Source organism: Streptomyces roseoverticillatus, from assembly GCF_000719265.1.
GTDB lineage: Bacteria > Actinomycetota > Actinomycetes > Streptomycetales > Streptomycetaceae > Streptomyces > Streptomyces roseoverticillatus.
Genome location: NZ_JOFL01000002.1, coordinates 272,271 through 286,981 on the forward strand (window position 1 = coordinate 272,271; position 14,711 = coordinate 286,981).

Genomic DNA, 14,711 nt, shown 5'->3' on the forward strand with positions numbered 1-14,711 from the left:
GGCCGGCGTGACGACCATCACTCCCGATCCCGGGAACCGCGGCGCGGGGCGCCCCTCGCTTCGCGACGGGGCGGGTGCGCCCGGTACGCTCACCGCCGTGCCACACGCTGATCAGTCCCACCCCAGCCCCCAGGGTGCCCCCGCCGCGTCGCAGGGTGCGCCCCGCCCCACCCACGTCCGCCCCGCGTCCCTCGCGGTGCTGGCCGGTCAGCTGGGCATCCCCGCGCCGCAGGGCCCCGAGGCCGCCGTCACCGGCATCACCCACGACTCGCGCGCCGTGCGCCGGGGCGATGTCTACGCCGCCCTGCCCGGAGCCCGCTTCCACGGTGCCGACTTCGCCGCCCAGGCCGCGGGCCTCGGCGCCGTCGCCGTGCTGACCGACGCCGCGGGCGCCGAGCGCGCCGCCGCCACGGGCCTGCCCGTGCTGACCGTGGCCGACCCGCGCGCCGTCATGGGCGAGCTGGCCGCCACGATCTACGGCCGGCCGGGCGAGGAGCTGCTCCAGATCGGCATCACGGGCACCTCCGGCAAAACCACCACGGCGTACCTCATCGAGGGAGGACTGCGGGCGGCCGGCGCGAAGACGGGCCTGATCGGCACCGTCGAGTCGCGGATCGGCGACGAGCGGATCAAGTCCGAGCGCACCACCCCCGAGGCCACCGACCTGCAGGCGCTCTTCGCCGTCATGCGCGAGCGCGGCGTCGCCTCGGTCGCCATGGAGGTCTCCAGCCACGCCCTGCGGCTGGGCCGCGTCGACGGCTGCGTCTTCGACGTCGCGGTCTTCAACAACCTCAGCCCGGAGCACATGGAGTTCCACTCCGGCATGGAGGACTACTTCCAGGCCAAGGCGGAGCTCTTCACCAAAGCCCGCAGCCGCGCCGGCGTCGTCAACCTCGACGACGAGTACGGCCGCCGGCTCGCCGCCGGCGAGTCCGAGGTGCCCGTCACCACGTTCTCCGCCGAGGGCCACCCCGACGCCGACTGGCGCGCGGCCGACGTCGAGATCGGCCCGTTCGACTCCGTCTTCACGATCCTCGGCCCCGGTGGCGAGCGGATCCGGGCCCGGGCGCCCCTCGCCGGCCCGTTCAACGTCGCCAACGCCCTCGCGGCCGTCGTCGCCCTCGTGGCCGCCGGGATCGACCCGCAGACCGCCGCCGACGGCGTCGCCGCCGTCCCCGGCGTGCCCGGCCGCCTGGAGCGCGTCGACGCCGGCCAGCCCTACCTCGCCGTGGTCGACTACGCCCACAAGACGGACGCCGTCGAATCGGTTCTCCGCGCGCTGCGCAAGGTCTGCGAGGGCCGCATCCACGCCGTCCTCGGCTGCGGCGGCGACCGCGACACCACCAAGCGTGCCCCGATGGGCGCGGCCCTCGCCCGGCTCGCCGACACGGCGGTGCTGACCTCCGACAACCCCCGATCCGAGGACCCGCTCGCGATCCTCGCCACGATGCTGCAGGGCGCCGCCGAGGTGCCCGTCCACGAGCGCGGCACCGTCCTCCTGCTGGAGGACCGGGCCGACGCCATCGCCGCCGCGGTCGCCCGCGCCCGGCCCTCCGACATCGTCCTCGTCCTCGGCAAGGGCCACGAGCAGGGCCAGGACATCAACGGCGTCGTCCGCCCCTTCGACGACCGCCAGGTGCTGCGCGAGGCCGTCGAAGCCGCGCAACAGCGCTCGTTGACCACGCACCGGAACGACCAGGGATGACAGACCGCCATGCGCGCACAACCCTCCCCCCGGAAGCTCTCCCGAACGGCCGGAGGTAAATCTCAGTGATCGCTCTGTCCCTCGCCGAGATCGCCGCCATCGTCGGCGGGCAGCAGCACGACATACCGGACCCGGACGCCCGGATCACCGGTCCCGTCGTGATCGACTCCCGGGCGGTTCTGCCCGGCAGCCTCTTCGTCGCGTTCGCCGGGGAGCACGTCGACGGCCACGACTACGCCGAGCGCGCCGTCGAGGCGGGCGCGACGGCCGTGCTGGCCGCCCGCCCCGTCGGCGTCCCCGCGATCGTGGTCGCCGACGTCGAGCGGGCGCTCGGCACCCTGGCCCGCGCCGTCGTCGAACGGCTGGGCACCACCGTCGTCGGCATCACCGGCTCCGCCGGCAAGACCAGCACCAAGGACCTGATCGCCCAGCTGCTGGAGCACCTGGGCGCCACCGTCTGGCCCCCCGGCTCGCTCAACAACGAGATCGGCCTGCCGCTCACCGCGCTGCGCGCCACCGAGGAGACCCGGCACCTGGTCCTGGAGATGGGCGCCCGCGGCATCGGCCACATCCGCTACCTGGCCGAGCTCACCCCGCCGCGCATCGGCGTCGTCCTCAACGTCGGCACCGCCCACGTCGGCGAGTTCGGCGGCCGCGAGCAGATCGCCGTGGCCAAGGGCGAGCTCGTCGAGGCGCTGCCCGCAGCCGTTGACGGCGGCGTCGCGGTGCTCAACGCCGACGACCCGCTCGTGCGCGCTATGACCGCCCGCACGAAGGCCCGCACCGTCCTCTTCGGCGAGGCCCCCGACGCCGACGTGCGCGCCGAGGACGTCCACCTGACCGCCACCGGGCAGCCCGCCTTCACGCTTCACACACCCACCGGGTGCGCCGACGTGACCATGCGGCTGTACGGTGAGCACCACGTGTCGAACGCGCTCGCCGCGGCCGCCGTCGCCCATGAGCTGGGCATGCCCGCAGAGGAGATCGCCTCCGCGCTCTCCGGGGCGGGCCAGCTCTCCCGTTGGCGCATGGAGGTCACCGAGCGTGCGGACGGCGTGACGATCGTCAACGACGCCTACAACGCGAACCCCGAATCCATGCGAGCCGCGCTGCGCGCGCTGGCCGCCATGGGCGCAGCCGCTGCGGCGAAGGGGGCGCGCACGTGGGCGGTGCTCGGTCAGATGGCCGAGCTCGGTGAGGAATCGCTCGCCGAGCACGACGCGGTCGGGCGGCTCGCCGTCCGGCTCAATGTCGGCAAGCTCGTGGCAGTCGGGGGCAGGGAAGCGGCCTGGCTGCAGATGGGCGCCTATAACGAGGGTTCGTGGGGTGAGGAGTCGGTGCACGTGTCCGACGCGCAGGCGGCGGTCGACCTGTTGCGCAGCGAGTTGCGCCCGGGTGACGTCGTGCTGGTGAAGGCGTCCCGGTCGGTGGGGCTGGAGTGGGTGGCCGAGCAGCTGCTCGCCGTCGACGGCGAGGTCGCCGGCTGATGAACCAGATCCTCTTCGCGGGCGTCATCGGTCTCTTCCTGACCCTCATCGGCACCCCGCTGCTGATCAAGTTCCTCGCCCGCAAGGGCTACGGCCAGTTCATCCGCGACGACGGCCCGCGCGGCCACGCCGGGAAGAAGGGCACGCCCACCATGGGTGGCATCGCCTTCATCCTGGCCACCCTGATCGCCTACGCCCTGACGAAGGTCATCACCAGCCACGAGCCGACCTTCTCCGGCCTGCTGGTGCTGTTCCTGACGGCGGGCATGGGCCTCGTCGGCTTCCTCGACGACTACATCAAGATCGTCAAGCAGCGGAGCCTGGGCCTGCGGGCCAAGGCGAAGATGGCCGGCCAGCTGATCGTCGGCATCGCCTTCGCCGTGCTCGCGCTGCAGTTCGCGGACACCCGCGGCCAGACCCCGGCCTCCACCCGGCTCTCCTTCACCCAGGACTTCGGCTGGTCCGTCGGCCCGGTCATCTTCGTGGTGTGGGCGCTGTTCATGATCCTCGCGATGTCGAACGGCGTGAACCTCACCGACGGCCTCGACGGCCTCGCCACCGGCGCCTCCGTGATGGTCTTCGGCGCGTACGTGTTCATCGGCACCTGGCAGCACGGCCAGTCCTGCGGCAACCCGCTGACCGCCGGCGCCGCCTGTTACGAAGTGCGCGACCCGCTCGACCTCGCCGTCGTCGCCTCGGCCCTGATGGGCTCCTGCTTCGGCTTCCTGTGGTGGAACACCTCGCCCGCCAAGATCTTCATGGGCGACACCGGCTCGCTCGCCCTCGGCGGCGCGCTGGCGGGTCTGGCGATCTGCTCGCGCACCGAGCTGCTGATCGCCCTCCTCGGCGGTCTGTTCGTCCTGATCACCATGTCCGTGGTGATCCAGGTCGGCTCGTTCCGGATGACCGGGAAGCGTGTCTTCCGGATGGCTCCGCTGCAGCACCACTTCGAACTCAAGGGATGGAGCGAGGTCCTCGTGGTGGTCCGGTTCTGGATCATCCAGGGCCTGTGCGTGGCCATCGGCCTCGGAATCTTCTACGCGGGATGGCTGGCCATCAAGTGACCCCCACTTCCGGCTCTTCCGGCCCCTCCGCCTGGAGCGGCAAGAACATCACCGTCGCCGGCCTCGGCGTGAGCGGCATCAGCGCCGCCCGCGCCCTGGCCGGCCTCGGCGCCCGGGTGACGGTCGTCGACGGCGGCGACAGCCCGCGGCTGCGCGAGCGCGCGGCGGCCCTGGAGGCCGAGGGGATGACCGTCCGCCTCGGCGACGCGGAGACCCTGCCCGAGGGCACGGAGCTCGTCGTCACCTCCCCCGGCTGGAAGCCGTCGAGCCCGCTGTTCGCGGCCGCCGCCGCGGCCGGTGTGGACGTCGTCGGCGACGTCGAGATCGCCTGGCGCCTGCGCGGCGAGAACGGCCGCAAGCCGGCCGCCTGGCTCGCGGTCACCGGCACCAACGGCAAGACCACCACGGTCCAGATGCTGGCCTCGATCCTGAAGGCCGCGGGCCTGCGCACGCGCGCCGTCGGCAACATCGGCACGCCGATCGTCGACGTGGTGCTGGGCGACGAGGAGTACGACGTCCTCGCCGTCGAGCTCTCCAGCTACCAGCTGCACTGGGCGCCGTCGGTCCGCGCCCACTCCGGGGCCGTCCTGAACCTCGCCCCCGACCACCTCGACTGGCACGGCTCCATGAAGGCGTACGCCGCCGACAAGGGCCGGATCTACGAGGGCAACCAGGTCGCCTGCGTCTACAACGCCGCCGACCCCGCCACCGAGCACCTGGTCCGCCAGGCCGACGTCGAGGAGGGCTGCCGCGCCATCGGCTTCACCCTCGGCGCCCCCGGCCCGTCCATGCTCGGCGTCGTCGAGGGCATCCTCGTGGACCGCGCCTTCGTCGAGGACCGGCGGACGACCGCCCAGGAGCTCGCCGAGGTCTCCGACGTGAAGCCCGCGGCCCCGCACAACGTCGCCAACGCCCTCGCTGCCGCGGCCCTGGCCCGCGCCTTCGGCGTCGAGCCGCAGGCCGTCCGGGACGGCCTGCGCGCCTTCCGCCCGGACGCCCACCGCATCGCCCACGTCGCGGACGTCGCCGGCGTCGCGTACGTGGACGACTCCAAGGCCACCAACACCCACGCCGCCGAGGCGTCCCTCGCGGCCTACGAGTCGATCGTGTGGATCGCCGGCGGCCTCGCCAAGGGCGCCACCTTCGACACCCTCGTCACCAAGGCCGCCAAGCGGCTGCGCGGCGTCGTCCTCATCGGGGCCGACCGCGCCCTGATCGCGGAAGCGCTGGCGCGACACGCCCCGGATGTCCCGGTCGTCGACCTCGACCGGACCGACACTGGGGCGATGGCCGCGGCCGTGCGGGAAGCCGCCCGGCTCGCCGGGCCGGGGGACACCGTGCTCATGGCCCCGGCCTGCGCCTCGATGGACATGTTCACCGACTACAACAAGCGCGGCGAGGCCTTCGCCGAGGCGGTGCGGGACCTGGCCGGCCAGGAGCCCGGCGCCTCGGGCGAGTAGCCGCCCGGTCCCTGCGGCGGGCTGAGGAGGAGACTTCCCGCTCCCGGGAAGTCTCCGGGGCAGGCCCCGGCGGTGTGCGACCGGGTGCCGCCGGAGACCAGCGAAGGGGACACCCGGATGCACGCGGACGACACCCTGGGGCCGTCCGGCCCCTGGACGGCCCTGCGCGGCCCCGTCGCGCGCTCCGGGCCCGCCCGGACGGCCCGCCCGCGCCCCGCAGGGGCCCGTGGAGGCGGCGCGGGGCGCGGGGGGCCCGGACGGCCCGGCCCGCCCCGCGGCAGCCTGCTGGGCGGCCTCAGACAGCTCCACAGGCGCGCCAAGCGGGCCTGGGACCGCCCGCTGACCGCCTACTACCTGGTGATGGGCGGCTCCCTGCTGATCACCGTGCTCGGCCTGGTCATGGTCTACTCCGCCTCGCAGATCAAGGCCCTGCAAAACGGCCTGCCGCCCACCTTCTTCTTCCGCAAGCAACTGCTGGCGGCCGCGATCGGCACCGTGATGCTGCTGGTGGCCGCGCGCATGCCTGTACGGCTGCTGCGGGTCTTCGCCTACCCCGCGCTCGCCGGGTCGCTCTTCCTGCTCTGCCTGGTGCAGGTGCCCGGCATCGGCCAGACCATCAACGGCAACACCAACTGGATCTCCCTCGGCGGCCCGTTCCAGCTGCAGCCGAGCGAGTTCGCCAAGCTCGCCCTGGTGCTGTGGGGCGCCGACCTGCTGGCGCGCAAACAGTCCAAAAAGCTGCTCACCCAGTGGAAGCACCTGCTGGTGCCGCTGGTGCCCGTCACCTTCGTGCTGCTCGGCCTGATCATGCTGGGCGGCGACATGGGGACCACCGTGGTGCTCACCACGGTGCTGCTCGGGCTGCTGTGGGTGGCCGGGGCGCCCACCCGGCTCTTCGCCGGGGTCTTCGGCGTCACCGCCGTGCTGGCCGTCCTGTTCATCAAGACCAGCGCCAACCGGATGTCCCGGCTGGCCTGCATCGGGGCCACCGACCCCGGCGACCACGACCAGTGCTGGCAGGCCGTGCACGGAATCTACGCGCTGGCCAACGGCGGATGGTTCGGCGCCGGACTCGGAGCGAGTGTGGAGAAATGGGGCGAACTCCCCGAACCTCACACGGACTTCATCTTCGCCATCACCGGCGAGGAGCTGGGTCTGGCGGGGACGCTGTCGGTGCTCGCCCTGTTCGCGGCTCTAGGCTATGCGGGTATCCGCGTGGCCGGACGCACGGAGGACCCCTTCGTGAGGTACGCCGCGGGAGGTGTGACCACCTGGATCACGGCCCAGGCCGTGGTCAACATCGGTGCGGTGCTCGGCCTGCTGCCGATCGCCGGTGTCCCCCTGCCGCTGTTCTCCTACGGAGGGTCCGCCCTGCTGCCGACCATGTTCGCCATCGGGCTGCTGATCGCCTTCGCGCGCGACGAACCCGGTGCACGGGCGGCGCTGGCCATGCGGCAGCCTGGGGTGAGATGGAAGACGATGAGACGGCGCGTCAAGAAGCGACCGTCCGGAGAGCGGTGAATTTCGGTGCATGTCGTACTCGCCGGTGGGGGGACCGCCGGCCACATCGAGCCCGCGCTCGCCCTCGCGGACGCCCTGCGCAGGCAGGACCCGACCGTGGGGATCACGGCGCTCGGCACGGAGCGGGGCCTGGAGACCCGGCTCGTGCCCGAGCGGGGCTATGAGCTCGGCCTCATCCCCGCCGTACCGCTGCCCCGCAAGCCCACACCCGAGCTGATCACCGTCCCCGGGCGGCTGCGCGGCACGATCAAGGCGGCCGAGCAGATCCTGGAGCGCACCAAGGCGGACTGCGTGGTCGGCTTCGGCGGCTACGTGGCCCTGCCCGGCTACCTGGCCGCCAAGCGGCTCGGCGTGCCGATCATCGTGCACGAGGCCAACGCCCGGCCCGGCCTCGCCAACAAGATCGGCTCGCGCTACGCCGCCGGGGTCGCGGTGTCCACCCCGGACAGCAAGCTGCGCAACGCCCGCTACGTGGGCATCCCGCTGCGCCGCACCATCGCCACGCTGGACCGGGCCGCCGCCCGGCCCGAGGCGCGGGCGTACTTCGGGCTCGACCAGAACCTGCCCACGCTGCTGGTCTCCGGCGGCTCGCAGGGCGCCCGCAGGCTCAACGAGGTCATCCAGGCCGTCGTCCCGTTCCTGCAGCGCGCCGGCATCCAGATCCTGCACGCGGTCGGCCCGAAGAACGACCTGCCGCACGTGGACAACATGCCCGGAATGCCGCCCTACATCCCGGTACCGTACGTGGACCGGATGGACCTCGCGTACGCCGCGGCCGACATGATGCTCTGCCGCGCGGGCGCGATGACCGTCGCCGAGCTGTCCGCCGTCGGGCTGCCCGCCGCCTACGTCCCGCTGCCCATCGGCAACGGCGAGCAGCGGCTGAACGCCCAGCCGGTGGTCAAGGCCGGCGGCGGACTGCTGGTGGACGACGCCGAGCTGACGCCCGAATGGGTGCAGCAGCACGTGCTCCCGGTCCTCGCCGACCAGCACCGGCTGTACGAGATGTCCCGCGCCGCCGCCGAGTTCGGCCGCCGGGACGCCGACGACCTGCTCGTCGGCATGGTGTACGAGGCGATCGCCGCCAAGAGAAGGGGCTGAGCCCCGGAGCAGGAGGCTGGACAGTGGCCGGACCGACGACCGCCCGGCGCGGTGGCGCGAAGAGCAAGAAGTCGGTGCGGCCCGGATCCGGCGGCAGGGCGGCCCCTTCCCGGTCGGCGGGAAGGCCGGCCGGGAAGCCGCCGGGGCGCGGTCCGCGCCGCCCCGGCCTCCGCTCCGGACTGCCGCGCGGCCGCCGCCTGGTCCTCTGGGCGGTGGCCGCCGTACTCGCCGGCGGTGCCGCCGGATGGGCGCTCTACGGCTCCACCTGGCTGCGCGCCACCCGGGTGGAGGTTTCCGGCGTCCGCGTGCTGACGCCCGATGAGGTACGGGCCGCCGCCGACGTGAAGCTCGGCGGCCCGCTGGTCTCCGTGGACACCGACGCCATCGAGGAGCGGCTGCGCGCCGCCCTGCCACGGATCGAATCGGTCATTGTCGAGCGCTCCTGGCCACATGCGGTCGGCCTGAAAGTGGTCGAGCGGCAGCCGAAAGCGATCGTTCAGGACACTTCGGACTCCGCGAAGCGCGGGAAGTTCATCGAAATCGACGGCGCGGGCGTGCGGTTCGCCACAGTTGATCAAGCCCCGCGGGGCGTCCCCAGGCTGACCGTGGAGCCCTCGGCGACCGCCGAGGCCAGCCTGCGCCGGTTCGGCCCCGGGCGGCTGGAGCGCGAGGGCGTCCGGGTCGCCGAGGCCCTGCCGGCCGAGGTCCGCGCGGACACCCGGGCCATCCGCGTACGCTCATACGACTCCATCACCCTGGAGCTGACGGGCGATCGGACGGTCGTGTGGGGGAGCGGCGAGCGGGGTGAGGCGAAGGCGCGCGCGCTGACCGCTCTGCTGAAGGCCGCGCGGGGGGCCGACCACTTCGATGTGAGCGCCCCCAGCGCTCCCGCGGCGTCGGGGAGTTGACGGCCGGGGTGGCCGGGCAGCACCCTGACTGGCTACGGCTATGGGTGATCACATAGGGTGAAAAGAAAAACGGGAGGTTCGGCGTGTTCGTTGAACGCGCGCGGCTTGTCGACTTACTGTCCTGTTCGGAGAACCCCAGCGAACAGCGGCACAGGTAACCCTAAACTTCACGTTGAGGGTTCGGGTCGGCACTGAACCGTCCCCCAGGCATACGTAACTCGAGGCGAGAGGCCTTCGACGTGGCAGCACCGCAGAACTACCTCGCAGTCATCAAGGTCGTCGGCATCGGCGGCGGTGGCGTGAACGCCATCAACCGGATGATCGAGGTCGGTCTCAAGGGCGTCGAGTTCATCGCGATCAACACCGATGCACAGGCCCTGCTGATGAGCGACGCAGACGTCAAGCTCGACGTCGGCCGCGAGCTCACCCGCGGCCTCGGCGCCGGCGCCAACCCCGACGTCGGCCGCAAGGCCGCCGAAGACCACCGCGAGGAGATCGAGGAGGTCCTCAAGGGGGCCGACATGGTCTTCGTGACCGCGGGCGAGGGCGGCGGCACCGGCACGGGCGGCGCCCCGGTCGTCGCCAACATCGCCCGCTCGCTGGGCGCCCTGACGATCGGTGTGGTCACCCGCCCGTTCACCTTCGAGGGCCGCCGCCGCGCGAACCAGGCGGAGGACGGCATCGCGGGTCTGCGCGACGAGGTCGACACCCTCATCGTGATCCCGAACGACCGGCTGCTGTCCATCTCGGACCGTCAGGTGAGCGTGCTCGACGCGTTCAAGTCCGCGGACCAGGTGCTGCTGTCGGGCGTGCAGGGCATCACCGACCTGATCACCACCCCGGGCCTGATCAACCTCGACTTCGCGGACGTCAAGTCCGTGATGTCCGAGGCGGGCTCGGCGCTCATGGGCATCGGCTCGGCGCGCGGCGACGACCGCGCGGTGGCCGCGGCCGAGATGGCGATCTCCTCGCCGCTGCTGGAGGCGTCCATCGACGGCGCCCGCGGCGTCCTGCTCTCCATCTCCGGCGGCTCCGACCTCGGTCTCTTCGAGATCAACGAGGCCGCCCAGCTGGTCAGCGAGGCGGCCCACCCCGAGGCCAACATCATCTTCGGCGCCGTCATCGACGACGCCCTGGGCGACGAGGTCCGGGTCACCGTCATCGCCGCAGGCTTCGACGGCGGCCAGCCGCCGGCCAAGGGCAGCCGCGACAAGGTGCTCGGCTCCTCCTACGGCTCCGGCCGCGAGGAGAGCACCCCGGCCGCGGCCTCCCGCCCGGCGAGCCCGGCCGAGCCGGTCCGCCCGTCCTTCGGCGGCCTCGGCAACGTGACCCCGCGCACCGAGGAGCCCGCCTCCGAGCCGGCGCCGGTCAACGAGCTCCCCCCGCCGCCGGTCTCCTCCCCGCAGGTCCCGCCGGCCCGCCCGTACCAGGACTCGACCGCCGAGGAACTGGACGTTCCGGACTTCCTCAAGTAGGACCACGAGCGAGTGAGCGGCATAGGACAACAGCACGCAGTGACATCGGAAGCTGTGTCGTCTGGAAAGCATGCGAGCGGCGCGCACTTCGCCTTCACCGACAGGTGGGGCGGGGTGAGCGCCGCTCCGTTTGACGAGCTCAACCTCGGCGGCGCGGTCGGCGACGACCCGGCAGCCGTCCGGGCTAACCGGGAGCGCGCGGCGGTCTCGCTCGGCCTCGACCCGGCGGACGTCGTCTGGATGAACCAGGTGCACGGCCGGGACGTGGCCGTGGTCGACGGTCCCTGGCACGGGGGCACCTCCCGTGCCGGTCAGGCTATGGGGGACGCCGAGGTCCCCGCGGTCGACGGAGTGGTGACGGCCCGCCGGGGTCTGGCCCTCGCGGTCCTGACCGCCGACTGCACCCCGGTGCTCCTGGCCGACCCGGTCGCCGGGATCGCGGGCGCGGCCCACGCCGGCCGCCCGGGCCTGGTCGCCGGGGTGGTGCCCGCGACCGTCGAGAAGATGATCACTCTCGGCGCGGACCCCGCCCGGATCGTCGCCCGCACCGGCCCCGCGGTCTGCGGCCTGTGCTACGAGGTGCCGGAGAAGATGCGGGACGACGTCGCCGCGGTCGTGCCCGAGGCCTGGGCCACCACCCGGCAGGGAACCCCCGCCGTGGACGTGGCCGCGGGGGTGCGGGCCCAACTCGCCCGGCTCGGCGTGATGATGAGCGGACAATCTCACATCTGCACGCTGGAGTCGGCTGATCACTTCTCGTACCGGCGCGAGCGCACAACGGGGCGACTTGCTAGCTATGTCTGGTTGGACTGAAGGCTGTGACGGACCGCAGAACGGAACTCGCTGACAATCTGGCCCGCGTGGAGGAACGTATCTCCATGGCCTGCGCCGCGGCGGGCCGCCCGCGCGAGGACGTGACCCTGATCGTGGTCACCAAGACCTACCCCGCCTCCGACGTGCGGCTGCTCGCCGGGCTCGGGGTGCGGCACGTCGCGGAGAACCGGGACCAGGAGGCCGCACCGAAGGCGGCCGAGTGCGCGGATCTGCCGCTCACCTGGCACTTCGTCGGACAATTGCAGACGAACAAGGTTCGTTCGGTGGCGAGTTATGCCGACTTTGTGCATTCGGTCGACCGGGCCCGGCTCGTCACCGCACTCTCGGCCGCGGCCGTGAAGGCCGGCCGGACGCTGGACTGCCTGATTCAGGTGGCACTTGATGCAGAGTCGGGTGAACGGGGCGAAAGGGGTGGAGTCGCTCCTGACGGTGTGACGGAACTCGCCGACGTCCTCGCCGCCGCCGAAGGGGTGCGCCCCGCGGGCCTGATGACGGTGGCTCCGCTCGTCGGAACATATGCCGGACGGCCGCGGGCCGCCTTCGGGCGGCTCATGGAAATCTCAACGGGCCTGCGCGCGGCCCATCCTGCTGCGAACATGGTGTCAGCAGGGATGAGCGCGGATCTGGATGACGCCGTGGCCGCCGGGGCGACACATGTACGTGTCGGATCGGCGGTACTCGGAGTCCGACCCAGGCTCGGGTAACGTCGCCAAGAAGTCGGACCACAGCAAAAAATATGGTCATTCCCGTCAGAAGGCGGGCAGACCGCGTGGATCCAAGGCGCCGCTGACGGAGCCGATCCACCACAGAGCGGAGGACGCAGAGAATGGCCGGCGCGATGCGCAAGATGGCGGTCTACCTCGGCCTCGTGGAGGACGATGGGTACGACGGCCCGGGGTTCGACCCCGACGACGAGTTCGAACCCGAGCCGGAGCCCGACCGACGCAGGCAGCAGCATCAGCAGCAACACCTCGCACAACAGACGCAATCGGACGAACCGGTTCGAGTCGCCCAGCCGCCTGCACAGCGCGAACCCGCTCCGCTCACAGCGGAAACGGGACGACCCGCCCGAATCGCCCCCGTGGCGTCCATCACACCCGAACGCCACTCTCTGGAGAAGAACGCACCGGTGATCATGCCCAAGGTTGTGTCCGAGCGGGAGCCCTACCGCATCACGACATTGCACCCCCGGACCTACAACGAAGCCCGTACCATCGGGGAACACTTCCGCGAGGGCACCCCGGTGATCATGAATCTGACGGAGATGGACGACACGGACGCGAAGCGACTTGTCGACTTCGCCGCCGGCCTCGTCTTCGGTCTCCACGGCAGCATCGAGCGGGTGACGCAGAAGGTGTTCCTGCTGTCTCCTGCTAACGTCGATGTCACGGCGGAGGACAAGGCCCGCATCGCAGAGGGTGGGTTCTTCAATCAGAGCTGAGACGCAATACCTGGCGACACCGGGAGAATGACGGCCGAACAGGCCGGGTACGAGCAAGGGGAGAGGGAAGCGCGAGATGAGCATCGCACTACAGGTGATCTACATCGCGCTGTATTGCTTCCTGTTTGTACTGATCTTCCGACTGGTGATGGATTACGTCTTCCAGTTCGCTCGCTCATGGCAACCCGGTAAGGCGATGGTGGTCATCCTTGAGGCCACCTACACTGTCACCGATCCGCCACTCAAGCTTCTGCGGCGGTTCATTCCGCCGCTGCGTCTCGGGGGCGTGGCGCTCGACCTGTCCTTCTTCGTATTGATGATTATCGTCTTCATCCTGATCCGCGTCGTGGAGCAGGTGTGAACGATACGGTCTTGCCGATTGCCGACGACTACGTTGAGGTGAAGAAGAGATGCCGTTGACCCCCGAGGACGTGCGGAACAAGCAGTTCACGACCGTCCGTCTCCGAGAAGGCTATGACGAGGACGAGGTCGATGCCTTCCTGGACGAGGTCGAGGCCGAACTGACCCGTCTGCTCCGCGAGAACGAGGACCTGCGCGCCAAGCTGGCCGCCGCCACGCGTGCCGCCGCTCAGAACCAGCAGCAGGGCATGCGCAAGCCCGAGCCGCAGGACCAGCGACCCGGCGGGGCTCCGGTGCCCGCCGCCATATCGGGACCGCAGCCGGTGCCGCAGCAGCAGCCGATGGGCGGCCCGCCGCAGCTGCCGGGCGGTGCCCCGCAGCTTCCGGCCGGCCCGAGCGGTCACGGCCACGGTCCCCAGGGTCCGCACGGTCCCGGCCCGATGGGGCAGAACGGTCCCGGTCCGATGGGTCAGAACGGCCCCGGCCCGATGGGGCAGAACGGCCCGATGGGCGGCCCGATGGGCGGTCCCATGGGTCAGAACGGTCCGATGGGTCAGAACGGAATGGGGCAGAACGGTCCTATGGGTCAGAACCCCATGGGCCAGAACGGTCCCATGGGCGGCCCGCAGCTGCCGCAGCCGGGTCAGGGCCCGGGCGGCGACAGTGCTGCCCGCGTGCTCTCGCTCGCCCAGCAGACCGCGGACCAGGCGATCGCGGAGGCCCGTTCCGAGGCCAACAAGATCGTCGGCGAGGCGCGCAGCCGCGCCGAGGGCCTGGAGCGGGACGCCCGCGCCAAGGCCGACGCCCTGGAGCGGGACGCCCAGGAGAAGCACCGCGTCGCGATGGGCTCCCTGGAGTCCGCCCGCGCCACGCTGGAGCGCAAGGTCGAGGACCTGCGAGGCTTCGAGCGCGAGTACCGCACGCGCCTGAAGTCCTACCTGGAGAGCCAGCTGCGCCAGCTGGAGAACCAGGCGGACGACTCGCTGGCCCCGCCCCGCAACCCCAACACCCCGTCGCTGCCCGCGGCCCCCTCGATGAGCGGGTCGATGGCTCCGGCAGGTGCGGGCATGGGCGGCCACAGCATGGGCGGCAACACCTCGATGGGCGGCAACTCCTCCATGGGCGGCCCGTCCTACGGCGGTCAGCAGCAGATGTCCCCGGCGATGACCCAGCCGATGGCACCGGTGCGGCCGCAGGGCCAGCAGCCGATGCAGCAGGCGCCGTCCCCGATGCGGGGCTTCCTCATCGACGAGGACGACAACTGACGGCCCCCACCGGCCGCTAGTCGGCAGTCGGTCGGTCGGCAGTCATAAAGGGCCGGGCCCCTGGGAAATCCCAGGGGCCCGGCCCTTTTG

At 71.8% G+C, this 14,711-nt stretch carries 13 protein-coding genes; all 13 read left to right on the plus strand.

Going from position 1 to position 14,711, the window contains the following annotated elements; genetic code table 11:
• The first annotated feature begins 7 nt into the window (after positions 1 to 7).
• The 13 genes from IF61_RS0103455 to IF61_RS0103515 all read left to right on the plus strand — a co-directional run bounded on the left by IF61_RS0103455 (position 8) and on the right by IF61_RS0103515 (position 14,621).
• Complete coding sequence (locus IF61_RS0103455) at positions 8 to 1,705, plus strand: UDP-N-acetylmuramoyl-L-alanyl-D-glutamate--2,6-diaminopimelate ligase (RefSeq protein ID WP_078659937.1); 1,698 nt, start codon at positions 8 to 10, stop codon at positions 1,703 to 1,705.
• A 65-nt stretch (positions 1,706 to 1,770) separates the two neighbouring features.
• Positions 1,771 to 3,192 carry a UDP-N-acetylmuramoyl-tripeptide--D-alanyl-D-alanine ligase gene (locus IF61_RS0103460; RefSeq protein WP_030364702.1) on the plus strand — a complete coding sequence of 474 codons (1,422 nt, stop codon included), beginning with the start codon at positions 1,771 to 1,773 and terminating at the stop codon, positions 3,190 to 3,192.
• On the plus strand, positions 3,192 to 4,256 hold the full coding sequence (mraY, locus tag IF61_RS0103465) for a phospho-N-acetylmuramoyl-pentapeptide-transferase (RefSeq protein WP_030364703.1): 1,065 nt from the start codon (positions 3,192 to 3,194) through the stop codon (positions 4,254 to 4,256). The genes IF61_RS0103460 and mraY overlap by 1 nt, the downstream gene beginning before the upstream one ends.
• A complete protein-coding gene (murD, locus tag IF61_RS0103470; protein WP_245684379.1) occupies positions 4,253 to 5,716 on the plus strand; it encodes a UDP-N-acetylmuramoyl-L-alanine--D-glutamate ligase in 1,464 nt (487 codons plus the stop codon). Before mraY ends, murD begins: the two co-directional genes overlap by 4 nt.
• Before the next feature lie 117 nt (positions 5,717 to 5,833).
• Positions 5,834 to 7,237, plus strand: a complete 1,404-nt coding sequence (gene ftsW, locus IF61_RS0103475) for a putative lipid II flippase FtsW (RefSeq protein ID WP_030364705.1) — start codon at positions 5,834 to 5,836, stop codon at positions 7,235 to 7,237.
• Positions 7,238 to 7,243: 6 nt separating this feature from the next.
• Entirely contained in the window at positions 7,244 to 8,338 is a 1,095-nt protein-coding gene (gene murG / locus IF61_RS0103480) for an undecaprenyldiphospho-muramoylpentapeptide beta-N-acetylglucosaminyltransferase (RefSeq protein WP_030364706.1), read from the plus strand.
• Between the two features lie 23 nt (positions 8,339 to 8,361).
• The gene (locus IF61_RS0103485) at positions 8,362 to 9,246 is read left to right on the plus strand and encodes a cell division protein FtsQ/DivIB (protein WP_078659938.1); all 885 of its coding nucleotides are present in this window, start codon (positions 8,362 to 8,364) and stop codon (positions 9,244 to 9,246) included.
• Between the two features lie 239 nt (positions 9,247 to 9,485).
• Entirely contained in the window at positions 9,486 to 10,721 is a 1,236-nt protein-coding gene (gene ftsZ, locus IF61_RS0103490) for a cell division protein FtsZ (RefSeq protein ID WP_030364708.1), read from the plus strand.
• A 54-nt stretch (positions 10,722 to 10,775) separates the two neighbouring features.
• Entirely contained in the window at positions 10,776 to 11,534 is a 759-nt protein-coding gene (pgeF, locus tag IF61_RS0103495; RefSeq protein WP_030364709.1) for a peptidoglycan editing factor PgeF, read from the plus strand.
• Positions 11,535 to 11,539: 5 nt separating this feature from the next.
• Positions 11,540 to 12,259: a YggS family pyridoxal phosphate-dependent enzyme gene (locus IF61_RS0103500; protein ID WP_030364710.1), complete on the plus strand. Its 720-nt coding sequence runs from the start codon at positions 11,540 to 11,542 to the stop codon at positions 12,257 to 12,259.
• 122 nt (positions 12,260 to 12,381) lie between these two features.
• Positions 12,382 to 12,996, plus strand: coding sequence for a cell division protein SepF (locus IF61_RS0103505; RefSeq protein WP_030364711.1), 615 nt, complete (start codon positions 12,382 to 12,384; stop codon positions 12,994 to 12,996).
• Between the two features lie 76 nt (positions 12,997 to 13,072).
• Complete coding sequence (locus IF61_RS0103510) at positions 13,073 to 13,357, plus strand: YggT family protein (RefSeq protein ID WP_030364712.1); 285 nt, start codon at positions 13,073 to 13,075, stop codon at positions 13,355 to 13,357.
• Between the two features lie 49 nt (positions 13,358 to 13,406).
• Positions 13,407 to 14,621 (plus strand): DivIVA domain-containing protein, encoded by a 1,215-nt coding sequence (locus tag IF61_RS0103515; RefSeq protein WP_030364713.1) that lies wholly within the window; start codon positions 13,407 to 13,409, stop codon positions 14,619 to 14,621.
• Positions 14,622 to 14,711 lie beyond the last annotated feature (90 nt).

Excerpts from the sequence above, each read along its gene's own strand:
- mraY (WP_030364703.1), top strand. The coding sequence starts at position 3,192 with ATGAACCAGATCCTCTTCGCGGGCGTCATCGGTCTCTTCCTGACCCTC.
- ftsW (WP_030364705.1), top strand. The coding sequence starts at position 5,834 with ATGCACGCGGACGACACCCTGGGGCCGTCCGGCCCCTGGACGGCCCTG.
- IF61_RS0103505 (WP_030364711.1), top strand. The coding sequence starts at position 12,382 with ATGGCCGGCGCGATGCGCAAGATGGCGGTCTACCTCGGCCTCGTGGAG.
- IF61_RS0103510 (WP_030364712.1), top strand. The coding sequence starts at position 13,073 with ATGAGCATCGCACTACAGGTGATCTACATCGCGCTGTATTGCTTCCTG.
- IF61_RS0103515 (WP_030364713.1), top strand. The coding sequence starts at position 13,407 with ATGCCGTTGACCCCCGAGGACGTGCGGAACAAGCAGTTCACGACCGTC.